Origin of the sequence: Citrobacter sp. 50677481 (assembly GCF_001463265.1) — a bacterium.
Classification (GTDB): Bacteria; Pseudomonadota; Gammaproteobacteria; order Enterobacterales; family Enterobacteriaceae; genus Citrobacter_A; species Citrobacter_A sedlakii.
On sequence record NZ_LNHZ01000027.1, the window covers coordinates 250,161 to 274,171 of the forward strand.

27 protein-coding genes and 1 tRNA gene are annotated in these 24,011 nt (G+C 52.4%); 17 read left to right on the plus strand and 11 right to left on the minus strand.

Annotation, left to right across the window (positions count from 1 at the left end; translation table 11 throughout):
* Window positions 1-386: 386 nt before the first annotated feature.
* Window positions 387-2,741, plus strand: a complete 2,355-nt coding sequence (locus tag APU02_RS06920; protein WP_060569627.1) for an autotransporter outer membrane beta-barrel domain-containing protein — start codon at window positions 387-389, stop codon at window positions 2,739-2,741.
* Window positions 2,742-2,891: 150 nt separating this feature from the next.
* Window positions 2,892-2,966 (plus strand) — tRNA-OTHER (locus APU02_RS06925).
* Window positions 2,967-3,042: 76 nt separating this feature from the next.
* On the opposite strand, the gene APU02_RS06930 is transcribed toward APU02_RS06925, so the two are convergent.
* Together APU02_RS06930 and blaSED are read right to left on the minus strand one after the other, a co-directional pair.
* Window positions 3,043-3,333, minus strand: coding sequence for a DUF1471 domain-containing protein (locus tag APU02_RS06930; protein ID WP_060569628.1), 291 nt, complete (start codon window positions 3,331-3,333; stop codon window positions 3,043-3,045).
* Window positions 3,334-3,465: 132 nt separating this feature from the next.
* Window positions 3,466-4,353, minus strand: coding sequence for an SED family class A beta-lactamase (gene blaSED / locus APU02_RS06935; RefSeq protein WP_060569629.1), 888 nt, complete (start codon window positions 4,351-4,353; stop codon window positions 3,466-3,468).
* Window positions 4,354-4,550: 197 nt separating this feature from the next.
* On the opposite strand from blaSED, the gene APU02_RS06940 reads away from it, so the two are divergent.
* The gene (locus APU02_RS06940; protein ID WP_060569630.1) at window positions 4,551-5,411 is read left to right on the plus strand and encodes a LysR family transcriptional regulator; all 861 of its coding nucleotides are present in this window, start codon (window positions 4,551-4,553) and stop codon (window positions 5,409-5,411) included.
* Window positions 5,412-5,440: 29 nt separating this feature from the next.
* Here APU02_RS06940 and uspF read toward each other — a convergent pair whose 3' ends face one another.
* Complete coding sequence (gene uspF, locus APU02_RS06945) at window positions 5,441-5,869, minus strand: universal stress protein UspF (protein ID WP_042287629.1); 429 nt, start codon at window positions 5,867-5,869, stop codon at window positions 5,441-5,443.
* Window positions 5,870-6,099: 230 nt separating this feature from the next.
* Between uspF and APU02_RS06950 the strand changes: the two genes are divergently transcribed.
* The 9 genes from APU02_RS06950 (at window position 6,100) to APU02_RS06990 (ending at window position 13,527) form a co-directional block, all read left to right on the plus strand.
* Window positions 6,100-6,426 carry a four-helix bundle copper-binding protein gene (locus APU02_RS06950; protein WP_042287626.1) on the plus strand — a complete coding sequence of 109 codons (327 nt, stop codon included), beginning with the start codon at window positions 6,100-6,102 and terminating at the stop codon, window positions 6,424-6,426.
* A 141-nt stretch (window positions 6,427-6,567) separates the two neighbouring features.
* Complete coding sequence (zinT, locus tag APU02_RS06955) at window positions 6,568-7,218, plus strand: metal-binding protein ZinT (RefSeq protein WP_042287624.1); 651 nt, start codon at window positions 6,568-6,570, stop codon at window positions 7,216-7,218.
* Between the two features lie 209 nt (window positions 7,219-7,427).
* Window positions 7,428-7,847: a translesion error-prone DNA polymerase V autoproteolytic subunit gene (locus tag APU02_RS06960; protein WP_042287741.1), complete on the plus strand. Its 420-nt coding sequence runs from the start codon at window positions 7,428-7,430 to the stop codon at window positions 7,845-7,847.
* Window positions 7,848-7,849: 2 nt separating this feature from the next.
* Window positions 7,850-9,115: a Y-family DNA polymerase gene (locus APU02_RS06965; protein ID WP_042287622.1), complete on the plus strand. Its 1,266-nt coding sequence runs from the start codon at window positions 7,850-7,852 to the stop codon at window positions 9,113-9,115.
* 115 nt (window positions 9,116-9,230) lie between these two features.
* The gene (leuE, locus tag APU02_RS06970) at window positions 9,231-9,869 is read left to right on the plus strand and encodes a leucine efflux protein LeuE (RefSeq protein ID WP_042287620.1); all 639 of its coding nucleotides are present in this window, start codon (window positions 9,231-9,233) and stop codon (window positions 9,867-9,869) included.
* Between the two features lie 128 nt (window positions 9,870-9,997).
* Window positions 9,998-11,974 (plus strand): acyltransferase family protein, encoded by a 1,977-nt coding sequence (locus tag APU02_RS06975; protein WP_060569631.1) that lies wholly within the window; start codon window positions 9,998-10,000, stop codon window positions 11,972-11,974.
* A 158-nt stretch (window positions 11,975-12,132) separates the two neighbouring features.
* Window positions 12,133-12,495 (plus strand): DUF1971 domain-containing protein YeaR, encoded by a 363-nt coding sequence (gene yeaR / locus APU02_RS06980; RefSeq protein WP_042287615.1) that lies wholly within the window; start codon window positions 12,133-12,135, stop codon window positions 12,493-12,495.
* Between the two features lie 2 nt (window positions 12,496-12,497).
* Window positions 12,498-12,680, plus strand: coding sequence for a DUF1869 domain-containing protein (locus APU02_RS06985; protein WP_042287613.1), 183 nt, complete (start codon window positions 12,498-12,500; stop codon window positions 12,678-12,680).
* Between the two features lie 199 nt (window positions 12,681-12,879).
* Window positions 12,880-13,527 carry a hypothetical protein gene (locus APU02_RS06990; protein ID WP_060569632.1) on the plus strand — a complete coding sequence of 216 codons (648 nt, stop codon included), beginning with the start codon at window positions 12,880-12,882 and terminating at the stop codon, window positions 13,525-13,527.
* Window positions 13,528-13,575: 48 nt separating this feature from the next.
* On the opposite strand, the gene fdhF is transcribed toward APU02_RS06990, so the two are convergent.
* Window positions 13,576-15,723 (minus strand): formate dehydrogenase subunit alpha, encoded by a 2,148-nt coding sequence (gene fdhF, locus APU02_RS06995; RefSeq protein ID WP_060569633.1) that lies wholly within the window; start codon window positions 15,721-15,723, stop codon window positions 13,576-13,578.
* 463 nt (window positions 15,724-16,186) lie between these two features.
* On the opposite strand from fdhF, the gene APU02_RS07000 reads away from it, so the two are divergent.
* Complete coding sequence (locus tag APU02_RS07000; protein ID WP_042287607.1) at window positions 16,187-16,435, plus strand: GlsB/YeaQ/YmgE family stress response membrane protein; 249 nt, start codon at window positions 16,187-16,189, stop codon at window positions 16,433-16,435.
* 137 nt (window positions 16,436-16,572) lie between these two features.
* On the opposite strand, the gene APU02_RS26100 is transcribed toward APU02_RS07000, so the two are convergent.
* Window positions 16,573-16,671 carry a YoaK family small membrane protein gene (locus tag APU02_RS26100; protein ID WP_042287604.1) on the minus strand — a complete coding sequence of 33 codons (99 nt, stop codon included), beginning with the start codon at window positions 16,669-16,671 and terminating at the stop codon, window positions 16,573-16,575.
* A gap of 161 nt (window positions 16,672-16,832) precedes the next feature.
* Between APU02_RS26100 and APU02_RS07005 the strand changes: the two genes are divergently transcribed.
* Together APU02_RS07005 and APU02_RS07010 are read left to right on the plus strand one after the other, a co-directional pair.
* Window positions 16,833-17,087, plus strand: a complete 255-nt coding sequence (locus tag APU02_RS07005; protein ID WP_042287602.1) for a DUF333 domain-containing protein — start codon at window positions 16,833-16,835, stop codon at window positions 17,085-17,087.
* A 74-nt stretch (window positions 17,088-17,161) separates the two neighbouring features.
* Window positions 17,162-17,473, plus strand: coding sequence for a hypothetical protein (locus tag APU02_RS07010; protein WP_042287599.1), 312 nt, complete (start codon window positions 17,162-17,164; stop codon window positions 17,471-17,473).
* Here the strand turns inward: APU02_RS07010 and APU02_RS07015 are convergent.
* Complete coding sequence (locus APU02_RS07015) at window positions 17,459-17,806, minus strand: DUF488 domain-containing protein (protein ID WP_060569634.1); 348 nt, start codon at window positions 17,804-17,806, stop codon at window positions 17,459-17,461. The genes APU02_RS07010 and APU02_RS07015 overlap by 15 nt on opposite strands.
* The gene (locus APU02_RS07020) at window positions 17,790-18,299 is read right to left on the minus strand and encodes a DUF523 domain-containing protein (protein WP_060569635.1); all 510 of its coding nucleotides are present in this window, start codon (window positions 18,297-18,299) and stop codon (window positions 17,790-17,792) included. The genes APU02_RS07015 and APU02_RS07020 overlap by 17 nt, the downstream gene beginning before the upstream one ends.
* A gap of 151 nt (window positions 18,300-18,450) precedes the next feature.
* Here APU02_RS07020 and APU02_RS07025 point away from each other — a divergent pair, with 151 nt between their 5' ends.
* Window positions 18,451-19,158 (plus strand): CTP synthase, encoded by a 708-nt coding sequence (locus tag APU02_RS07025; RefSeq protein WP_060569636.1) that lies wholly within the window; start codon window positions 18,451-18,453, stop codon window positions 19,156-19,158.
* A gap of 50 nt (window positions 19,159-19,208) precedes the next feature.
* Here APU02_RS07025 and APU02_RS07030 read toward each other — a convergent pair whose 3' ends face one another.
* Window positions 19,209-20,393, minus strand: coding sequence for a CynX/NimT family MFS transporter (locus APU02_RS07030; protein ID WP_060569637.1), 1,185 nt, complete (start codon window positions 20,391-20,393; stop codon window positions 19,209-19,211).
* Between the two features lie 99 nt (window positions 20,394-20,492).
* Here APU02_RS07030 and APU02_RS07035 point away from each other — a divergent pair, with 99 nt between their 5' ends.
* Window positions 20,493-21,287 (plus strand): helix-turn-helix transcriptional regulator, encoded by a 795-nt coding sequence (locus tag APU02_RS07035; RefSeq protein ID WP_060569638.1) that lies wholly within the window; start codon window positions 20,493-20,495, stop codon window positions 21,285-21,287.
* Here APU02_RS07035 and APU02_RS07040 read toward each other — a convergent pair.
* The 3 genes from APU02_RS07040 to dgcJ all read right to left on the minus strand — a co-directional run bounded on the left by APU02_RS07040 (window position 21,268) and on the right by dgcJ (window position 23,875).
* On the minus strand, window positions 21,268-21,714 hold the full coding sequence (locus APU02_RS07040; RefSeq protein WP_042287584.1) for a DUF441 domain-containing protein: 447 nt from the start codon (window positions 21,712-21,714) through the stop codon (window positions 21,268-21,270). The genes APU02_RS07035 and APU02_RS07040 overlap by 20 nt on opposite strands.
* Before the next feature lie 125 nt (window positions 21,715-21,839).
* Window positions 21,840-22,343, minus strand: a complete 504-nt coding sequence (locus APU02_RS07045) for a YbaK/prolyl-tRNA synthetase associated domain-containing protein (RefSeq protein ID WP_060569639.1) — start codon at window positions 22,341-22,343, stop codon at window positions 21,840-21,842.
* A 41-nt stretch (window positions 22,344-22,384) separates the two neighbouring features.
* Window positions 22,385-23,875: a diguanylate cyclase DgcJ gene (gene dgcJ, locus APU02_RS07050; RefSeq protein WP_042287739.1), complete on the minus strand. Its 1,491-nt coding sequence runs from the start codon at window positions 23,873-23,875 to the stop codon at window positions 22,385-22,387.
* Window positions 23,876-24,011: the final 136 nt, after the last annotated feature.

The following is a 24,011-nucleotide window of genomic DNA, read 5'->3' on the forward strand; positions in this document are numbered from 1 at the left end:
AGATGGACGCGTTTGATTTAAGCCTGTCATTGGTTTTTATTCCCTCCCGTGCGTGATTATGCGCAGCAGGTCAATTGTCTTTTAATGAAAGGATACGTCTGGTTTACTGTTGTTATATCAGGTTTTGCCGTGGCGTCCCTGAAGTGAGAAATTAAATGAGCACACAAGGATGGTCAGCAAATACCTCCGCAAGCACTCTTATTCATCATGTTGTTGCCTCTACGCTGGCCTGCGGTTTTGCGGTGTTGTCGCCCGCTGTCGGGGCGGTATCATTAATTCCTGTAGAAACAGAAACGACGAATGAGCGTTGTAATATTAACTGCCTCATTTCTGGCGAGACAGTAATATACAATGGAGATGCTGTCGTAAAAAATATTGTTGTCGAAATGTCTGTTCCGCAAAAAATTAGTGGTGTTTTAGAATTACAGGATAACGCCACGTCTTACGGTACGGTTCTTAACGATAAAGGTTTTGAAAATGTCAGAGATAACGCCGTTGCCAGGGGGACGATTATCAACAGCAATGGTACGCAAAACGTTTATTCTGAAGCGGTGGATACCGTTGTTCAGGGGAGCGGCGGACGCCAGTATGGTTATGAAAATGCGCTAATCACCGGCACTCAGCTCAATAACGGCGGGCAGCAATGGCTCAAGGATAACGCGCATGCAAAAAACACAACGATAGAGGAAGGCTCTTCACAATACCTGAGTGACAGCGCGCGGGTGACATACACCACGATTAATCACGGCGCGCAGTATATTTCTGGCTTAAATGCGGTTGCAGAAGGTACAACCCTTAACGGAACGGCTCGACAGCAGCTTACCGGTGGTTTGGCGGTGAATACCACTCTCAACGGAAACAGTGTTCAGACACTTCAATTCCAGACCTGGGCGCCGGGCTTCGTGGAAAATACGATACTGAATGATAACAGCGTTCAGTATGTTTACTTTTCCGCCTCCACGGCGAAAAAAACGCAGCTTAATGATACGTCGCGCCAGTATATTTATTTCGGCTCGCAGGCCGAAGACACGCATATTAACGGCGGCCATCAGATCGTTTATAGCGAAGGTTATGCGGACAGAACGAGGATTGACGCCGGGATCCAGTCGGTGGCGAATAATGCCATTATTAATGACACCACAATCAATGGCGGTCGTTCTTATTTATATGATGGCGCACGCGCGACCGGTTTTATGAATGTCGGGCAGGCGGGAGGCGTCTATATGGATGCCGGTGCGGTAGCTGATAACATCACGCTAGCCGGTACGCTGTACATTACCGACATTGATAACGACACCGCGGATCTGGACCCGGCTTATGTCGGCAATCTCATTCTCCAGGGAGGAAACGTAAGTTTTCTGCTCGACAGTTACGGCGAATATGCGGCTCTGACCATTGATAATCTTAGCGGCTCAGGTCACTTTTTATTTAACTCATCGCTGGCTAAAAAGAACGCGAATTTTGTCGAGATAGGTCAGGGCGCTGGCAGCTTTACTATCATGGTTTTTGACTCGGGACATGAAATCGCCGACGACAGGGACCTTACGGTGAATCTTATTCACGATCAACGCGGTGAAGCGGAATTTTCTCTGGTGAGCGCTAATTATCATCGCTCAGCCGCGATTGATGGCGGTACGTATCTTTATACGCTGTATCATCAACAGAATAAGGATGGCTACAGCGGCAATGTCTGGTATCTCGGCGCGATGACCGATGGCAATGAAGGTAACGAAGGCGATGAAGATAATGAAGATAACGAGGGCGACGGCGGCAGCGAAGGAGATAATGGGAATAACAATGGCAATGGCGGCGGTTCGCTGATTACGACCCCCTCTACGGATGCAGTCCTGAGCCTGGCGACCGTCGGCCTGAATGTTATGCGTTCAGAAATGGACGGCCTGCGCAGTTACCGTAATCACTCAGGCCGTGAGCGAAAGGCGGACGAGGGGAATGTCTGGGGCCATTATCTGGGTAAAAAGAGCCACGTTTCGGTCAGTAGCGGTGCTGAATATACGCTGCACCAAAACGGTTTGGAACTGGGCGGAGACCGAATGGCGGAATATCAGGATGGAACGCTTGTTAGCGGCGCGTTTATCACGCTGACCAAAAATCATGTCCTGCACGCCCGGGGCGGAAAAAGCCATGTGGACAGTTACGGTATTGGCGGCTACGCCACCTGGTATCATCACAACGGCGTTTATATTGATGGCGTGGTTAAAGCGAATAGATTAAATAATAACCTCAGGGTGCGTATGACCAATGGCGGTAATGCAACGGGAGAATGGCATCAATATGGTCTGAGCGCCGCGACTGAAAGCGGAATACTTTTCCAGCCGGATGATACCATCACCGTTGAGCCATTTTTTCGCCTTACCGGGACGCAAATTAATGATGCGGATATTCGTTTGTCAAACGGGATGAGGGCGAAGACAGGCGCGGCGCGTTCTCTTATTGCCGGGATGGGTATACGCACGGGAGGCCATTTTTCCAGCCATGACACTGTTATTGCGCCATACATTCAGGTGGAGGTTGAACAGGAATTAGCAAAATCGAATCGCACGGTAATCAATAATGTGAATCGTTTTGATAATAATCTTAACGGTATCTCCGGTAAGTATGGCCTGGGTCTGTCTGCCGACGTAACTCGCACCGCCACGCTGTATGGTGAAATGAATTACCGACAGGGTCGCCATATTGAGGAACCCATTCAGGGTGTTGTTGGGATACGGATGCGCTTTTGATTTGCTATCGGCGCGCAAATAATAAGCAAACAGTGAATTAAAGGTGTTTCAAAAGGACTTTAGCTCTTGCAGGGTTAATTTGAGTTATGTATTATTCAGCCCGTTATCACTGATGAGTAAATTCTCAATCAGATAATGATAAACGGCTAACCGCCATTAGCTCATCTGGAAGAGCGAACGACTTTTGTTGTAGGGAACGGGGTTCGAGGCCTCGATGGCGGCCCAAATTTTAAAGGCCTGGACATTTGTCCGGGCCTTTTTCTTTTGTCAGACCAGCGGGTGAATACTGTTCACTACGGACTTATTTTTTCGCATCTTTATAAATGTCGGCGACCGCTTCAAAATTCGGGCCATGCTGACGGGCAGCGATGATGTGATAATATTTGGCGCCTTTTTCATCCGTCAGTTTCGACAGTTCTTCACGCAGATCGCTTGGTGAGGAGATGGCTCCGCCGCTCTGCGAAACGTTTACCGTCCCCACTTTTTCCAGTTTAAAATGATCAACTTCTTCTTTTGAAACCTGGTCAGCGGCAATGGCGCTGAAAGAGAAGGCTGAGACAAGCAGTGTGGTAGCGAAAGCAATTTTTTTCATATCGCGCATCCTTGTTAGGTTGATTGGTGAGAGTGAATTCACACATTTTTTAGTGTAGACCAATTTTCCAGCGAAGCGCTGTTTTCCGCACAGACACCGTCAGGTGTCTGCGCAGGGTTCTGTTCAGAGAAATTACTTTCCTTCCGTCACAATTTTCGCCGCCGCGGCCAGGACATCTTTACGCCATTTCGCATCCTGCCGTGGCTGTGTGAAATAGGTTACCAGCACCAGCGGGGCGCGGTCTTCCGGCCAGATCACCGCAATGTCATTCGTGGTGCCGTAATCACCCGCCCCGGTTTTATCGCCCACCACCCAGCGTGCAGGAAGGCCGGCACGAATGCTCTGGCCCCCGGTGGTGTTGCCTTTCAGCCAGTCGACAAGCTGCGCGCGCTGGGGACCTGCCAGCGCGTCGCCCAGCGTGAGTTTACGCAGACTTTTGGCCATGGCCAGCGGCGATGTTGTGTCGCGCTCATCGCCGGGAATGGCGGTGTTTAATTCCGGCTCTTTGCGATCGAGACGAAACGTCGTGTCGCCAATGGAACGTGCAAACGCCGTGACGTTGCCGGGGCCGCCGAGATGCGCCAGCAGTTTATTCATGGCGGTATTATCGCTGTACTGTAACGTCGCCGCGCTTAGCTCAGCTAATGTCATCGTATTACCCACATATTTCTCTGTTACGGGATTCCAGTTGGTCAGATCGGCTTTTTTAATGGTCATTTTTTGCTGCAAAATACCGTCATGGGTTTCACTCTGTTTTAATACCGCGGCGGCGGTCATGACCTTACTGGTGCTGCACATCGCAAAACGCTCGTCTGCGCGGTACAGCACCTGCGAATTATCCGCGGTATTAATCAGCGCCACGCCCAGGCGTCCGCCAGATTGCTTTTCCAGCGCCGCCAGCTTTTTCTGAACCTGCTGCACGTCTGACGTCGCCTGCGCATGCAGTGAAGTGCTACTAAAAATGAAGGGCATAACAGCGGCAGCGATAAATACCGTCTGGCGAAACCGTTCTTTAAGCATACAAAACCTTCTTAATCGTCAATGAATGGGTAAATAAGGGCACTTTTGTTTTTGAGGCAGAAATATCCAGGCCAGAGACATCAATAAAAATAAAATGTTTCCCGGTTGCCGGCGTGATGCACTATCTCCATTCAGCGCTTGCTTAACAAGCGAGAAGAATTTACCCTGGATAAAAGAAAATCTTATGAGTCTTTTCGATGCGTTCTCATCTTCCTCTCAATGCGCTACGCGCCTTTGAAGCTTCCGCCCGTCATTTGAGCTTTACCCGTGCCGCGCTTGAACTTTGCGTAACGCAGGCGGCGGTCAGCCAACAGGTACGAATACTTGAAGATCGCCTGAACCGGGTGCTGTTTAAGCGTCTGCCCAGAGGGCTGGAGATGACGGATGAGGCGCAGGCGCTGTTTGCGGTGCTGACCGATGCGTTTGGGCAAATCGACACCATTTTCCGCCAGTTTGAAGGAGGAGAATACCGTGAGGTGCTCACCGTCGCGGCGGTTGGGACTTTCGCTGTTGGCTGGCTGCTACCGCGCATTGAACAATTCCGGCAAGCGCATCCGTTTGTCGATCTGCGTTTGCGCACCAATAACAACGTGGTAAACCTGGCCGCAGAAGGGCTGGATTTCGCCATCCGCTTTGGTAGCGGTCAGTGGCCCGCCACCCATAACGAAATGCTGTGCGAGGCGCCGCTGACGGTGCTTTGTTCGCCCGATACCGCGCAACGACTGTCGCATCCCGCCGATCTCCTGCAAGAGAATCTTTTACGCTCTTACCGGGCAGATGAGTGGGATACCTGGTTTGCGGCCGCAGGGGTTGGCGCTGAGCGAATCAATGGCGCAATGTTCGACTCATCGCGCCTGATGGTTGAAACGGTCATCCAGAGCGGCGGCGCGGCACTGGTTCCGGCAAAAATGTTCAGCCGTGAGCTGGCGAGCGGGCAGCTTGTGCGTCCTTTTGCTAATGAAGTCGATATGGGCAGCTACTGGCTCACGCACCTGAAATCGAAGCCAGTGACCCCGGCAATGGAAATCTTTCGGGACTGGATTGTAAAGGCAGAATAAACGGGAGCCAGCGGACTCCCGTTCGGGGATCAGCGTACCACTAACACCGGGCAGTGCGCGTGGCGAACCACGGCCGCAGCGGTTGAGCCCAGCAGATAGGTTGAGATGCCTGGCTGGTGCGAGGCAATAATCACCAGATCGGCGCTCACCGCCTCCGCCACCTTCAGGATTTGATCTTTAGGTGGACCATACACCACGTGCGTTTGCACTCTGCCTTCAGGGATAGTGAATTGCTTCACGATCTCTTCCAGCTTCTGCAAGGCTTTGGCCTGTAAACCGTTCCTGTCCGGTAATTCACCGGAGTAGGCAAGCCCCATGGAAGCATAGAAGGGGACTGACGGGATCACCGCCAGGAAGTGGACTTTTGCCGCTTTGGTGTGCGCCTCAACCTGGGGGATGAGCTGGCGGGTCAGATCGGATTCAGAGATATCAATTGGAACCAGAACAGAACGATACATAGTATTACCTCCTGTTTTTTATGTCCGCCTCCATCATACCGAATCCGGTTTTTGTAGAAAAAGTGACCCGATCAAAGTTCTGGACAACGGGGCGTGGAATATGTGATTGCCGACACGAAATGGAAAAGGATTCTGCTATTCGGAAAAAAGTGAATGCGCCTTACCGCCTGGCGAGGTGGGAAATTTTGTGCAGACTTATTTACTCCTCTGACAAAAATAAGGAGTGAGTTATGCAGCAAGAACACCGTGAATGTATTGATATGTGTTATGCGTGTGCGGCAGCATGCGATCACTGTGCTGCGTCATGCCTGAATGAACAAGATATCGATATGATGAGAGCGTGTATCCGTCTGGATACCCAGTGTGCCGCAATGTGCCGTCTGGCGGCGCAATTTATGGCCCTGGACAGCGATTATCTCAGTCAGGCGTGTCGTCTTTGCGTGGACCTGTGCAAGGCCTGCGCCGAGGAATGTGCCCGACATGAGCACCAACACTGTCAGGCGTGCGCCCAGGCCTGCAATGCGTGCGCCGACGCCTGCCTGAAGATGGCTGCCTGACAGCCTCCTGCCATTGGCCACCCGCGCGGTGGCCGTTGATTTTCGGCCTGCTTTTCCTCGTTGTTTTCATCGGGACAGTTGAATATCTTCTTTTGTTATAATATAACATTGCATCTTTATGGATGAACTGAGGGTGCAATTGTGGTTATTCGTTTTAAAAAACTATCGCTGTTTCTGGGAATGCTGCTGGCGAGCGGTTATGCCTTCGCACACGGTCACCATTCACATGGCGCTCCGCTGACAGAGGTGGAACAGAAAGCGGCCGAAGGCGTATTCGACGATAAAAACGTTCGGGACAGGGCGTTGACCGACTGGGACGGTATGTGGCAATCCGTTTACCCGTATCTGGTCAGCGGCGAACTGGATCCGGTGTTTACGCAGAAAGCAGAGAAAGATAAGCGTAAATCAGCAGAGGAAATAAAAGCGTATTACCGCAAAGGATATGCAACGGATGTCGAAACGATCGGTATTGAAAACGGCGTGATGGAGTTCCATACCGGCGATCAGGTCGCCTCCTGTAAATATGACTATGCTGGACACAAGATCCTCACCTATACCTCGGGTAAGAAAGGCGTCCGTTATCTGTTTGAGTGCAAAGAGGCGAACAGCAACGCGCCGAAATATGTGCAGTTTAGCGATCATATCATCGCTCCGCGTAAGTCGAGCCATTTCCATATCTTTATGGGCAATACCTCACAGCAGGCGCTGCTGGAAGAGATGGATAACTGGCCAACCTATTATCCTTACCAGCTTAAGGCCCAGGCCGTGGTGGATGAAATGCTGCATCATTAAATCCTGTGAACCCGTCGCATGCCGACGGGTTTTCAGTTGGCGCTTTTATAATCATTCGAATGAGCCGCACAAAATTTTTTTCTCCCCGTAAATAAATAAAATCAACATGCTGCAGTTTAACGCCCGCCAACACGCGCTGTTCGCCGCTTGATCTCGCCTTTGTTTAAATCTACTGTATATAAATACAGTAAATATATGGATGTGTGATGATGATGTTCTACAGACCCGTTGACTTGCGCCAGATTGTAACGACTCCGCTTTTTGCCGATATCGTTCAGTGCGGATTTCCCTCTCCCGCGCAAGATTATGTGGAACAACGGATCGACCTTAACGAACTGCTTATTCAGCATCCCAGTTCAACCTATTTTGTCCGCGCCGCTGGCGACTCGATGATTGAGGGCGGTATTGGCGACGGGGATTTGCTGGTGGTGGACAGCGCGCTTCAGGCGACGCACGGTGACATTGTGATTGCGGCAGTTGAAGGGGAGTTTACGGTAAAGCAGCTACAGCTGCGGCCCACGGTGCAGTTAAACCCGATGAACAGCGCCTGGTCGCCTATCCGCGTGAGCAGTGAGGATACGCTGGATATTTTCGGCGTGGTTACGCACATCATCAAAGCGACAAAGTAATCATGTTTGCGCTGGTGGATGTGAATTCCTTTTACGCATCCTGCGAAACCGCCTTCCGGCCGGATCTGAAAGGTAAGCCAGTGGCCGTGTTATCAAACAACGATGGTTGCGTCATCGCCCGAAGCGCAGAAGCAAAGCGGCTGGGCGTGAAAATGGGCGATCCCTACTTTAAGCAAAAAGATCTGTTTCGTCGCTATGGCGTCGTCTGCTTCAGCAGCAACTACGAACTGTACGCCGATATGTCTAACCGGGTAATGACCACGCTGGAAGAGCTGACGCCGCGCGTGGAAATATACAGTATCGATGAAGCGTTTTGCGATCTGACGGGGGTACGTCATTGCCGGGATCTGACCGATTTCGGCATGGAGATTCGCCGCACGCTGCTGCAGCGCACGCATTTGCTGGTTGGTGTCGGGATCGCCCCAACCAAGACGCTGGCGAAGCTGGCGAACCACGCGGCAAAGCAGTGGCCGCAGACAGGCGGGGTGGTGGATCTGTCGAACGTGGATCGCCAGAGAAAGCTAATGGCGTTAATGCCGGTCAGCGAGGTGTGGGGCATTGGGCGGCGCATTGCGAAAAAGCTGGAAACGATGGGCATCGAAAACGTACTGCAGTTGGCGGAGACGGATATTCGCTTCATCAGGAAAAATTTCAGCGTGGTGCTTGAAAGAACGGTGCGCGAGTTGCGCGGCGAACCGTGTCTGGCGCTGGAGGAGTTTTCAGCCGCCCGGCAGGAGATTATCTGTTCCCGCTCTTTTGGCGAGCGGGTGAGTGACTACGAGCAGATGCGTCAGGCCATTTGCAGCCACGCCACGCGCGCGGCGGAAAAGCTTCGCGCGGAGCATCAATACTGTCGGCATATTTCCGCCTTTGTGAAAACCAGTCCGTTTGCGGAAAATGAAAAATATTACGGCAATTATGGCTCGGTCGAATTGTTGACGCCAACGCATGACAGCCGGGACATTATTAACGCGGCGATCCGCTGTCTGGACGCGATCTGGCGTGACGGTCACCGTTATCAAAAAGCGGGTGTGATGCTCGGCGACTTTTTCAGCCAGGGCGTGGCGCAGCTTAATCTGTTTGACGATAACGCACCCCGTCCGGGCAGTGAAAAGTTGATGAGCGTGCTGGATAAGCTTAATGCGCAAGAGGGAAGGGGAACGCTCTATTTTGCCGGGCAAGGCACTACCCAGCAGTGGCAAATGAAACGGGAGATGCTCTCTCCCCGCTACACTACGCGCGTATCGGATCTGCTGGTCGTCAGATAAAACACCCGCCAACGCGGAATCTCCGTTTAAGGGATTTCCCTTTCCATCATCAGGTGCATTGGTTAGCATATTGTTTCGCAGCTAAGCGTATGTGTTGTTTCAGGAAGAGGTTAACGTGTTTGCAGAGTATGGCGTACTGAATTACTGGACCTATCTGGTGGGGGCGATTTTTATTGTATTAGTGCCGGGGCCGAATACGATATTTGTTTTAAAAAACAGCGTCGGGCGAGGGATAAAGGGCGGCTATCTTGCCGCGAGCGGTGTGTTTATTGGCGATGCGGTGCTGATGTTTTTAGCCTATGCGGGCGTTGCGACGCTGATTAAAACCACGCCGGTGCTGTTTAATATCGTGCGCTATCTCGGTGCGTTTTATCTGCTTTATCTTGGCGCGAAGATCCTCTGGTCCACGCTTAAATCAAAGGGCAGTGGGGCCTCTGAAGACGCCGTGCCTTTCGGTGCGATTTTTAAACGCGCGCTCGTACTGAGCCTGACCAATCCAAAAGCGATTCTTTTCTACGTCTCCTTTTTTGTGCAGTTTATTGATGTTAACGCGCCGCACGCGGGACTGTCATTTTTCATTCTGGCGGCCACGCTGGAAGTGGTGAGCTTTTGCTATCTGACTTTCCTGATCCTCTCCGGCGCGTTTGTCACCCAGTACATCCGCACAAAAAAGAAATTGGCGAAAGTGGGAAATTCACTGATCGGCCTGATTTTCGTCGGATTCGCGGCACGACTGGCAACGCTGCAATCGTAAATCTGTTAGCCCGCTATACAGCGGGCTTTTTTGTATCGGAAGCGCAGAGAAACAGTGAGCCATAGCGGTTCACTTTTAAATAAACTCGTGTAAAATCCGTGCTTTATATTTTATTGGCAGGGTAATGGATGAAATATCGTTCAGATATTGACGGCATCAGGGCGATTGCCGTATTGCTGGTGGTGCTATTTCACGCCGGGTTTACAGTATTCGCATCCGGTTTTATTGGGGTTGATATTTTCTTCGTTATTTCTGGCTTCCTCATTGCCTCGATAATCAAAGACAGAATGGATGCGGGTAAATTTAGCTTTAGCGACTTTTACCTACGCAGGCTATGGCGCTTGCAGCCTGCTATGCTGGCGATGATGGCTTTTTGTTTCGTCCTGGCTTCGGTATTCTGGTTACCTGAAGATTATGCACCTTTTCTTAAAAGCATAAAACAGACCTTACTGATCGTCTCAAACCGCTATTTTGGTGATGAAACGACCGCGTATGCAGCGCCTGACTCGAACGCGATGTTATTGCTTCATACCTGGTCACTGTCTGTTGAGTGGCAATGGTATCTTTTTTTTCCGATTATTTATTATTTTTTCCGTAAGAAAACAAATGAGCGAACGATTAAGTACGGCTCGCTGCTGATAACGGTAGTGGGTATCGCAATTACCTGGCATTATACATCTGCACAGCCGACGAAAACCTATTATTTTTTCGCTTCCCGGTTCTTTGAGTTTATGCTTGGTGTCTGCGTATGTATTTACCTGCCATTGGCAAAGAGAGTAAATACAGTTGCGCTTAATATTATTTCACTGCTTGCGATTATTGTTATTTTTACTATCAGCTTCAGAACGGATGTCATTCTGGGTTATCCCAACGTTTATACGCTGGCGGTTTGTCTCAGTACAGCAATAGTGATTTTTAGCGGCTCCCGGGAAAATATCCTAATCAATAATTGCTTATCATTCTCCCCTCTCGTATGGCTCGGTAAAATCTCGTATTCACTGTATCTTTTCCACTGGCCTATTTTCGCGACATTGCACTATATAGGGATTACCCATGTCTATGCCCGACTGGCAGGCCTGTGTTTGTCTATTCTTTTAGCGGTGGGATCATACTATTTTGTTGAAAAACCCTATAGAAAGCCCCGGCAGTCTTTGAAAAAAACGCTGATTATCTTGCTGGTCGCGCCACTGCTCGCCATTATCGTTTTGATCCCTGTCAGCAAGCATTTTGATGGTTTTAGTTATCTCCGGTTTGGTGAGACGCTTCATCATATCAATAGCGTTCTGAAAGAGACAAAGTTAAAACAGCGGCAGGACTGTATGAATGCGAATGTATCAGGAACCGATATGGCGTGTGTGGTAGGGGATAAAACGTCTTCAGAGCGTGCGATACTGATGGGCGATTCGCATTCCAATCAGTACTGGAATTTTTTTGATGTCATGGGAAAAAATGCAAAAGTTGCTGTGGATATGAAAGCGACTTCGTTGTGTCTGGCGATTCCGGGCGTATACCATGATGATTTGTATACTTATAAAGGCGATCATTATCAGATTTGCCACGAAAACGTCGAAAAATATTATGACGCTATTCGAAGCCATAAATATAAATACGTCATCATTTCTCAGGTATGGGAAAACTATGCGGCGTTCAGGGTGAGAGATCATATTAATGATACCCCGTCACAAACTGAGTCCATCAATATTGTGACCCGCGCGACCGGGCAGGCTGTACAAGCCATTATCGATGCTGGCGCGCAGCCGATTCTTGTGAAAAGCATGTTCCCGATGCCGGAAAATTATCTGACTTGTTTCTATGAGCATTTTAAAACACGGGGCGAGTATGAGCATCAATCCTGTAATCCGCAGCCGCAAATCAATCCGGCGGTGTGGACAGAAAAAATGTACGCAACGCTGCAGACAAAGTTTCCATCTCTGATCGTTATCGATCCAAAAAGGGTGCAATGTCCTGACGGAATCTGCAAAACAGAAATTAACGGGATCCCGTTGTACCGTGACGTTGGGCATCTGAACGATTACGCCACTAAAAAGTTAGCAGAGAGCTGGCTGAAACAATACGGCAATCCGCTCATCCCGCCGGTTAGATGATGTCATGGGGCGAGGCGCACAAGTAGGCGTGTCGCCCCGACAGTGGAAAAGAAGCATGTGCCCCTTTTGGTGTATTTAAAATGCCAGTTATGAGGCGTAACCTTTCTGGAACAGCGGGTTAAACACAACCGCATCTATCGACTGGATGAGGGAAGAACATGCTTCAGATTCCACAAAACCATATCCATACGCGCTCCACGCCGTTCTGGAATAAAGAGACCGCGCCTGCCGGAATTTTCGAACGCCACCTTGATAAAGGAACCCGACCGGGGGTGTATCCCCGCCTGTCGGTGATGCAGGGGGCGGTCAAATATCTCGGCTATGCCGATGAACACAGTCCGGAACCGGAAAAAGTGATGATCATCGAAGCCGGTCAGTTTGGTGTTTTTCCACCTGAAAAGTGGCACAACATCGAAGTGATGACCGATGACACCTATTTCAATATCGATTTTTTCGTCGCGCCGGAGGTTCTGCTGGAAAGCGCAAACCAACGAAAAGTCATTCATACCGGGAAGAAATAATCATGGGAAAAGCAACCTATACCGTCAGCGTGACGAATAACAGCAATGGTGTGTCTGTCGATTATGAAACCGATGCGCCGATGACCCTGCTGGTGCCGGAAGTGGCCGCTGAGGTGGTCAAAGATCTGGTGAATACGGTTCGTTCATACGATACGGAAAACGAGCACGACGTCTGCGGCTGGTAAGACCGTCGGAAATAACAACCGTACTGCATACAGGCGATGCAGTACGGTTTTTTTTGTCTTTTCGCAATGTTTGACACATCACAGAAATGAATTGAAACGAAACCTTAAGAAAACCTTAAGTTCACCGCATGGATTGCTAAGGTAAGAATATTCGTAAAATTTATGATCGGGTAACAGAACCTTAACAGAACTGATACCCATGAAACTTGACGCACGTTTTTCCTCCACAACCGGCTTTCTTACGCTAGCTGCCGTCGCGATCCCGTTCACCGCAAACTGGCATTTGCCGCTTTTTCATGGCGCGCTTGTCGCGTGGGTTGAGAACGGACAGGCGCTATGGCTACTGTTTGGCGCGTTGTTCACCGCCTGGTATATCCGACCGCTTTCCCGACCTGAAGGCGCGAAACAGTTCTGGTTATGGGCGGTGGTCTGGTGGGTAGTGCTGCTGGGGCGAAGCACCAGTTGGGGACGCGATTATTTTCCTGACGAACCCAGAATACTGTTTCGGGGGATCTCGGTCATACTGATTGCCGCGCTGGTGTTACCGGTTTGCCTGTCTGCTTCACTGCGCCGGGAGATTACGCGTCGTCTGCGTGAGGAACCGCTTCCCGTGTGGCTGTTTGCGCTGACGGCCTGTTCGTTTTTAATTTCGGATACTGTCGAACATCACCGTCTGCTGGCTCCACTCTTTTTGCACGACGTCAACTATACCGATTTGATTGAAGAGTTGTATGAATTGCCCTTTATGGCAGGGCTGTTTTTTATCACGCTGGGGTTTATGCGGAAGGATAAACGGCGGGAAGCGCGCGTGCTGTCGCTGGGCGAGCCGCAGCACGTCGGCTATTGAACGCGGCCTGAACCCGCACTGCGGGTTCAGGTGCAAACGCAAACGCTGTCAGGCGATCGCCTCACACAGTCGCATTTTCATCTCGCTGTAGGTCTGCGCGGCGTATCGTTCAGCCCACTGTTGATCGGTAATTTTTTCTACCTTCACCGCGCAATACTTGGTTTCCGGCGTTTTTGAGATAGGGTCGAGGTTGTCCTGCGTCAGTTCGTTGCATGCGCCAATCCACCACTGGTAGGTCATATACACCGTGCCGCGGTTAATGCGCTCTGAGACATCGGCCCGGCTGATCACTTTGCCGCGTCGCGAACTGACCCACACCAGATCGCGATGGCGGATCCCCAGTGCCTGTGCGTCCTGGGCGGCAATCTGCACATAGCCCGGCTCATCGGCAAGCGCCTGAAGCGCCGCACAGTTCCCGGTCATCGAGCGGCAGGAATAGTGACCCACTTCGCGTACCGTACAGAGCACCATCGGGTACGTCTCATCCGGAACTTCCGCAGGCGCGCGCCACGGTGCGGCAAACAGCTTGCCTTTGCCGTCTGGCGTGTCAAAGCGACTGTTGGCGTACAAATAGGGCGTTCCGGGGTGATCGAGGTCCGGGCAGGGCCATTGTACGTGGCCCATTTCACCCATTTTTTCGTACGTTACGCCATAGAACAGCGGACACAGTTCGCGCATCTCATCCCAGATTTGCTGATTGTTGTCATAATGCATGGGATACCCCATTTCGCTGGCCAGCAGGCTGATAATTTCCCAGTCGCGCTTCACGTCACCGGTCGGTTCAATGGCTTTTTCAAAACGTTGAAAGCCGCGGTCGGCGCAGGTGAATACGCCGCCGTGTTCGCCCCAGGAGGTTGCCGGTAAAATGACGTCGGCCATCTCTGCGGTCTTGGTCATGAAAATATCCTGTACCACGACAAAATCCAGCGCCTCGAAGCCTTTGCGAACCAGGCTCGAATCAGCTTCTGTTTGCAGCGGATCCTCCCCCATGATGTAGTAGGCTTTGATTTTACCTTCCAGCGCCAGATGCGGTACTTCGGTGATGCGCGTCCCGACGTGTTCGTCCATCCGCTCAGGATTGATACCCCAGGCATGGGCGAACTTCTGACGAATAACCGGATCGGTCACGCTCTGGTACCCCGGGAACAGATTAGGTAACACGCCCATATCACAGGCACCCTGAACGTTATTCTGTCCGCGCACCGGTCCGACGCCGACGTAAGGGCGCCCCAGATTACCGGTCAACAAAGCGAGGCTGGATAACCCCCGCACCACGTCAACCGCCTGGCCGAACTGCGTCACGCCCATTCCCCACATCACGGTTGCGGAAGGGGCGGCGGCAAAGGTGCGCATTGCCTGGCGCACCTGCAAAGCCGGAACGCCAGTCAGATGTTCCACGGCTTCAGGGGAATAGTCTTTCACCGTCTGCCAGTAGGCATCCAGGCCCTCTGTATGCTGCTGCACATACGCTTTGTCGTATAACTGCTCGTCAATCAGCACGTAGCCAAAGGCGTTAACCAGCGCCATATTGCACCCGTTTTTAAGCTGCAGATGCTGATCGGCAATGCGGGCAGTTTCAATACGGCGAGGATCGCAGACGATAATTTTTGCGCCATTCTGACGCGCTTTAATGACTCGGCGCGCCACGATAGGGTGAGAGTCCGCACAGTTATAGCCAAAGATCAGCAGGCATTTGGAATGTTCAATATCGCTAATGGCGTTACTCATTGCGCCATTGCCCAGGGTTTCCTGGAGTCCGGCGACGGAAGGACCGTGGCATACGCGGGCGCAACAATCCACATTGTTAGTATGAAGAACCGCACGGGCGAATTTCTGCATGACATAATTGGTTTCATTCCCCGTTCCGCGGGAAGAACCGGTCGTCATAATGGCGCGTGGACCAAAGGTATCGCGGATAGCCAGCAAACGATGCGCGGTGTAGCGGATGGCTTCATCCCAACTGACCGGGGTAAATTTAGCGCCTTTTTCATAGCGGATCATGGGGCGAGTCAGACGGGGCGTCAGCAGGCGGGTATCGTTCAGGAAGTCCCAACCATAGTAACCTTTCAGGCAGAGCTGGTTCTGGTTAGTCACACCCTCAGCCGCTTCAGCGCGGATGATTTTGTTATTTTCAACAACAAGCTTGAGCTTGCACCCGGCCCCGCAGTAGGGGCACACACTGGTGATTTTTTTCATCAATAACAGACCTGTTAAATGCTGAAATAGCGCGAATTGTAGAGGAAGCGTCAGCACTGTCGCCGACGCTTCGGATTGTCATTATGACGCATGGCGATAAGCATAATGCGTGCCAGAATGAAGAAACCCGCAGTGGCGCGGTTCTGGAACAGGAAGGGTGAGGAAATGACAGCCCGTTCGACATAAATGACGAGGCAACGTCAAAAAAAAGCCCGCACAGAGGCGGGCAAGAAATACTGGAAGCAATGTGAGCAATGTCGTACTGAATACTTGAGCTTTTTGCTCAACTATTCAGTAATGAGAAAGATAATCTTTATCATTTGAATATGCAACCCCAACTTTTGTAGGAGAACAACGCAGGGTAAATAAAGTGATTTTCATCACAAATTTCAATTTCCTGATGATGTGCTATGCTTTTTAACGGCGACTAAACCGCTAACGTAAAAACATAAGTGAGGAAAAAATGGGCATTCTTTCATGGATTATTTTTGGTCTTATTGCAGGTATTCTGGCGAAGTGGATTATGCCTGGTAAGGATGGTGGTGGTTTCTTCATGACGATCATTCTGGGGATCGTCGGCGCCGTCGTCGGCGGCTGGATCAGCACGCTTTTGGGCTTCGGGAAAGTGGACGGCTTTAACTTCGGCAGCTTCGCCGTCGCGGTAATCGGCGCGATTGTCGTGCTGGTTATCTACAGAAAAATCAAAAGCTAAACGGTAAAATTTGCAGACAAAAGGCTACCTCAGGGTGGCCTTTGTCATTTAGACCAGCGTCACCACCAGCCTAACGCGGTTCCCAGCACAGCGACCATCGCTACGGCGATCATTATCAGGGTTGTTTTTTTCATGAATTATGCTCCCGGCGCGGCATAGCCGCCGATAAAAAACCACGCCAGAAAAACCACGGCCGTAATAAAAATGACGACGGGAAACAGAATGCCCAGTCTCATGCGCTCACCTGTCAGAAGTATGCAAAGAGCCGCAAGGATAACAGGGGTTAATGAGTGACAAAAGAGAATGTCCGCACGCTTTTAACGACGACGCAGGAAAACATGGAGACCGGAAGGCAGTCGCGGTACGCTAGTGCGCTATCACCGTTAACGGAGGGAATATGAAATCACTGCTTATTGCGCTGTCATGCGCCTGTTTATTGTCAGCCTGTACGACGGCATCGCAACCCGATGCGCCAAAGCCACCGAAGGTGGGGATGGCAAATCCTGCGGCGGTCTATTGTGAGCAAAAAGGCGGGACGTTAGTGCCGGTGCAAAGCCCGCAGGGCGTGCGCTCCGATTGCAAACTGCCGGGCGGCGAAGTCATTGACGAATGGGAACTGTGGCGTCGCGATCATCCGCAATCCACGAAGTGACAACAGGGGGCCTGGCAGGCTATCATCTCTCGGAATAGTCTTAATCTACAATACAAGAGCGTAACGAGAGAAGTATGTTCCAGTTAAAGCCAGGCACGCTGGCGATGATTATTGGCGCGAAAACGTCCGCCGGACGTTGCAATATTGGCAAGTCGGTAGAACTGTTTCACCTGTGTCAACCGGGCGAGGTGTTTATCAACCCGGTGAATGGCTTTACGACCATGCTGCCAAAAGAGACGCCGCGGGCGCTCTGGCTGGTGACAGGCGATGTGGTTGCCGCGAATGGGCAGCAGGGGTTTGCCTGGGTACGTGCGGAGCACCTGATGCCACTGTTACCCGACGCGCAGCCTGATGCAGTCAATGCCCGCGAATCACAGCTCGCGTAGCCAGTCCGCCAGCACAAGGGCGTGATTCTGTTCGTCGTTTTTGGCCGCGTACAGTAACGTCAGCGTTTGCTGACGGGCAATCTTCGCCAGCCGTTCCCCTTCCTGGCGCTCGGCGGCGAGTTCCGCACGATACAGCCCGGCAAAGTGCGTAAAATCAATCGTTGCGGCATGAAACATCTTACGCAGTTCGGTCGACGGGGTAAGCGTTTTGACCCATTCATCAAAAGCGAGATCCGCTTTTTTGATGCCTCGCGGCCACAAGCGATCCACCAGCACGCGGTAACCGTCGCTTTGTTCTGCGGGTTCATAAACGCGCTTACACTGAATTTTCATGTTTATCTCTCTCTTCAATCCAGGCGCAAAAATCAGCTAACTGCTGGTCGGAAAAAACGGTAATGCCGTGCTGACGCAGCAGCGCGGTAGCGACCCCCATGCCGGAATGACGTTTGCCGCTAAACGTGCCGTCGTAAATAAACTGGCTGCCGCAGGTGGGGCTGCCATCGGTAAGTAACGCGACCACACATCCGGCTTCCTGCGCGGCGCGAAGGGCAAGCCAGGCGGCAAGTTGATAATGCGCGGTGGCATCGTTGCCGGTCTTTTCGTGTACTTTTGCGCGCCCTTGCATGACTGCATCGCCATTGGCAAAGACAATTTCTGCCGGTGGGCGGGGTATCGGCATGCCAGCGGCCAGTTCGGGGCAATGAACGACCAGACGTTGTTCTTCCTGCAGACGCGAAAGCACCGCGTTTAAAGGGGTTTTCTCGCTACCGTTATAGCGAACCTTAAACCCCATCAGGCATGCGCTAATCAGTATTTTACTTTTCATCATGATTCAGGCGTCAAAACGAAAAAAACGTTACCACTATAGCACTTCGTGGCTCGCCATCCCTAAATTAAGGGATTGTGATAGCGGGAAAAGATCGGTAGGCTGAGGTTCCTTATGTTGTCCCCAATTGCTCTGACGTAAGGAATTCTTCATGGAAATATCCCCTGTAAAAGATACGCTGCGGATCGCGCTGGTCGGTGATTATAACGCCAGCGTCACGGCGCATCAGGCGATTCCCCTGGCCATCGACGATGCCGCCGCGGTCCTTGAGCTGATCGCGGATTACGACTGGCTTGCCAGTACGGAAATTAACAGCGCAGAAGATCTGGTGGGGTATGACGCAATCTGGGTCGTGCCGGGCAGTCCTTATCAAAATACCGACGGCGCGCTGACCGCCATTCGCTATGCCCGGGAAAACAGCATTCCTTTCCTGGGAACCTGCGGAGGGTTTCAACATGCGATAGTGGAATACGCCCGTAACGTGCTGGGCTGGCACGATGCGGCGCATGCTGAAACCGACACCGAAGGGCGGATGGTTATTATGCCGCTGACCTGCTCGCTGGTCGAAAAAACGGACGCAATTGAACTGCGCGCCAATACGCTGATCGCCAAAGCCTATGGTCAGCCGATCGTTACGGAAGGCTATCACTGTAACTATGGTATTGCGGACGCGTTTGCCCGTGAGCTGGAAAGCGGCGATCTGCGGGTGACCGGCTGGGATGACAATGGCGATATCCGCGCGGTCGAGCTGGTGACGCATCCGTTTTTTGTGGCGACGCTGTTCCAGCATGAACGTGGCGCGCTGGCGGGTAAACCGGTTCCGCTCGTTCAGGCGATGTTGCGCGCCGCGCGGGGGTAAACGTCAACTGCCGGAGGTCGTCGTCGTCCGGCAATCTCGGGGGCCATACGTTACGCTGTGGCAATCTCCTTGTTGCGTCCGGCATAGAGGCCGAACACTGCCATCAGCACCGCCAGCGCCGCGACAGCCAACAGCGGGAGCTGCCAGTCGCCCTGCGCATCATGAATATTTCCCATCAGCGGCGGTCCGCAGGCCGCCAGCAAATAGCCAACGGACTGCGCCATACCAGAGAGCGCCGCGGCCTGATGCGCGGAACTGGCGCGCAGGCCGATAAAGGTCAGCCCGAGGATCATTGTGGCTCCCGAGCCGAATCCAAATAGCAGCGTCCACGCAACCGCCTGGACGGGCATGAACCACAATCCCGCGGCGCCACAGGCGCACATCAGCGATGCCAGTACGGCGATGCAACGTTGGTCGCGAAAGCGGTGCAGGACAAGTGGAATAAGCAAACCGGGCGCCGCGGTCGCCAGTTGCAGCAAACCATGCAGGGAACCCGCCTGCGCTTCGCTGAAACCATGACTGATTAATATCGCGGGCAGCCAGCCGATAATCACATAATAGATCAGTGAGTTAATACCAAGAAACAACGTCACCTGCCAGGCCAGCGCGGAGCGCCAGATACCGCGAGCCCGCAAGGTGCGGGAGGAGGTCAGGGTTGCAGTGGCGGCGTTGCGCCACTGCGGCAGCCAAATCAGAAGGGCCAGTAAGGGAAAAATCATCAGCGTACACAGCGCGCCGCGCCAGCCAAAACCGCTCAGCGCCAGCGGCACCACCAGCGCGGAACCTAATGCCGCCGCCGCGCCCATCGTCAGAGAGTAGGCGCCGGTCAGTCTGGCGACATGCTGTGAAAAATCGCGCTTGATCAGTCCTGGCAGCAGTACATTGCCCAGCGCTATCCCGCAGCCAATCGCCGCCGTTCCTGCAAACAACAGCGGGGCGGAAGGCCATGAGCGCACGGCTATACCGGCGCAAATCAGTAGCATCGCAATAAACAGGCTGCGCTCCATCCCAAAACGCCGGGCAACGTTTGCGGCCAGTGGTGAAACCAGCGCAAAAGCCAGCAGCGGCAGAGTGGTTAACAGGCCGGTCTGGGCGGTGGTGAGGTGGTAGTCCGCGCGAATCGCGTCCAGTAATGGCGCCGCGCCGGTGAAGGTCACGCGTAGCGTGGTGGCAATCATCAGGATGCCCGCAATCATCAGGGCGCTGTGTTTGCCGCGTGGTGAAGAAAAAGTCATTGTTATCTCATATCAACGGGTGAGGGCGTACCATACCGCGTTTGCCGGAATAACAAATCAAGCTAAAATGACAGTTTATCGCTAAAAACGGACAAAATGATGTACAGCCTGCGACTTGATGGATATGAACCCGATCTCCACCATGACCCTGCCGTGGCATTTCGTATTCGGGTGCAGCCTGAGGAACTGTTCAGTAAGCTGCACCAGCATCGTAAGGGGCAGTTGATTATGGCGCTGCACGGCGCGATTACCTGTGAGGTGGAGCGGGCGATGTGGATGGTGCCGCCGCAGTACGGCGTCTGGATCCCCGGCGGTATTCCGCACAGTAACCATGCGACGGCCAACGCGGAGCTCTGTTTTCTGTTTATCGAACCGGACGCGGTGACGCTGCCTGATCGCTGCTGCACGTTACAAATTACGCCGCTTTGCCGGGAACTTATTCTGGCGCTGGCGACGCGCAGCGACAGCCAACGGGCTGAGCCGCCCACCCGGCGTCTGACCCAGGTGTTGTTTGACGAACTGCCACAGCAACCGCAGGAGCAATTGCAGCTACCGGTTTCCGCCCACCCTAAAATTCGCCGGATGGTCGACACGATGGCGCGCGAACCCGCCCGCTGGCAAACGCTGGGACAGTGGGCGGATGCCTTTGCCATGAGCGAGCGTAATCTTGCCAGGCTGGTGGTCAAAGAGACCGGCCTCAGCTTTCGCCGGTGGCGGCATCAGTTGCAGCTTATTCTCGCGCTGAGGGCGCTGGTGGACGGAAATAACGTGCAGCAGGTCGCGCAGTTACTGGGGTATGACTCCACGACGGCGTTTATTACGATGTTTAAAAAAGGCCTGGGCCAGACCCCAGGCCGTTATCTGACGGGATTAACTACTGCTTCCCGACAATAAGCGAGACCAGACCGGCGGCGATAAGCGGTCCCACCGGGACGCCGCGAAACAGCGCCACGCCAAGCACAGTACCCACCAGCAGACCGGCGACCAGTTGCGGCTGGTTGCCCATCAGCGTGACGCCGCGCCCGCCGAGCCACGACACCACCACGCCGACCGCAATGGCGACCAGCGATTTCCAGTTCAAAAAGGAGTGGATAAGCGTGGAAGGCGGAAGCGTACCGCTGGCGATGGGGGCCATAACGCCAATCGTCAGGATAATAATCCCGATGGTTAGCCCCTGTTTTTCTATCCACGGAAAATAAGCGTTGAGAGGGGTAACGCGGACGATGATCAGCACCAGAATTGAAACGGCGACAGTGGTGTTATGGCTGATAAAGCCCAGAGCTGCCAGTCCGAGCAGGATCAGCAGAGTGACATCAAACATCGTGGTTTCCTTGCCAAAAAAAGTAAGCCTGTTAACTCTACGCTCAAACGCGTGAGTGAACAGACTTTTTTCATCCCGGTTGGCCATTTCTGGCAAATGCATAATGCGGCGAAACAGCGACGTGCTCAGGTTGGGCGACGGAAAGCGACCTGTTCAGGCTGGGCGATACGCAGGTAGTCGCGGGTATTAAGGATTATCGATTTATCGAGCACGCCGGCGTTAAAGGCGATCTCATCGAACCGTTCGAACAACAGCGGGTCGGCGACCAGCTTAAGCTGCGGATGAAAGCTAAACGGTGGAATAGCGCCGAACACGCAGCCGGTGAGCGCATCCACTTCGGCAGGGCTGGCGAGTGATGCGCGAAGTCCGCCAAGATGGGTGGCGAGAAGCGAAAGATCGGCTTGCTGGTCGGCGGGTAAGATCGCCAGCACATGCTGATTCACGCCGTTGCCCTTAACCTTGCAGACCAGTGCTTTTGCGCCCTGACCCAGTGCGGTTCCCCGAATTTCCGACACGGCTTCACATTTACCCACCGCTTCGTGACTGACAATGCGATAACGCGCGCCTTCCAGCGACAGCAAATCAATCAAACGCTGATGGGTTACGCTGCCCTTCACTAATTCGCTCATTTTTCACTCCTGTTAGCGCGAAAAAACAGGTTAAAAGACTATCACGAACGCTGATGGTTTTGCTGTTTATTGCGGTACAACTGTTCATCCGAGGCTTTATAGGCGTCATGAAGCGTATCGTCCGGCTGCATGCTGTATACGCCTGACGAAAAACGGATCGCTTTTTCCGGCGCGACGGTGTGCAGATGCTGGCTGATTCGCTCTGGTAAACGCGCGGCCATGTCAGGTTCCGCATCGATCAGGATCACGCAGAATTCATCGCCCCCCAGCCGTATGGCATAGTCGCTTTTGCGCACTGACGCCTCGATCGCTTTCGCCAGCAGGGTAATAGCCCGATCGCCCTCCTGATGTCCCTGGGTGTCGTTGATCTGCTTAAGCTTATCGAGATCGATCGCAATGAAGGTGACCGGCGTACCCGCGCTGACAAACCGCTGCAACCGCTGTTCAAGGGTGGGCGTTAAAATTTTACGGTTGTATAAACCGGTCATCGCGTCGCTAATATTTTCCCGCGTCACGTTATGATAAAGACGAAAATGGAGCCTGACCATATTAAGCAGCAGGGCGGTAGCTATCAGGTAAAAAAGAAAAATTTTCCACGCCGACATCAGGAAGTAGAGAATATCGAGCGACAGTGCGACATGGAGCCCGCCGGGGAGATCAACAACGTAGCGGACATACGGGAAAAGATTATTTTCGCTCTGATGGATAATAATGGTTTTACCGGAATCGGTATCCGTCACCGCGGCATTCAGATAGCGCCAGACAAGGGGGCGATCGTGGGGATAAAGAATATTCTGCAAGTTCTGTTTGTTAATATCCACCATGACCATCCCTTTTAACGTGCCGTCGAGGTAGACCGGCGTTAAAAAGCTCATCACGTTCAGTTCGGTGCGATCGTCCTGATAAATACTCGACAGCACGGTGCGTCCGGTAAACACACCGTCAATATCCGCCATATTTATTCCTAGCGAGCCTTTTTGTAAGAAATGCCAGTGATGCATGGCGAACTGACGTGTATTAACCCGTCGATAGAAATAAATATAGTGGTCCTGCAGATCCAGATAATAGCGGAATTTTGTTTCCCGGGTGGCTAACCCGTTACCGTAATCGGCTTGTTTATAGTTCACCAGGACGGCCCGATCAAACGCGGTTAAGCGTAATGCTTCGGGGGCAATCTGTTCGCAGTCTGCTGAGGCCGTTTGTAGCGTACCGTGAAGCGCCGGGTAGTTATGGCGCGTCAAATTCAGGCCATATACCTGATTCACATGTTCGTAAGCCTGACAAATCGCGCGACGTTTTTCTGGCGGCGGCGTTTTTTGTGGGCTGGCAAAGGTTCGCATCAGGTGAGCGGCGATACTCTGATTCTGATATTTGTCATACAAAAAAGAGGAGTCGGCCTTTTCTATCAGATAACGCATATAGGCGTTCATCATTTTGTGGCTATTGACAAGCTCATAAATCAGAAACGAGGAGGTTAAAACAACAACGCTTGCAGAAATAAAGAGCCTGAGCGCTTTGTGCGGCAATTTCATGATAAACAGCAACTCTCCTGGTCAGACACTCTATTTTATCACACGCGCCAGTTTCAACCTAATGACCCCGGAAGGAGAGGATGTAACAGAGAATAAATGAACCCGCCAGGCGCAGATTTGCCTGGCGGGTCATTGT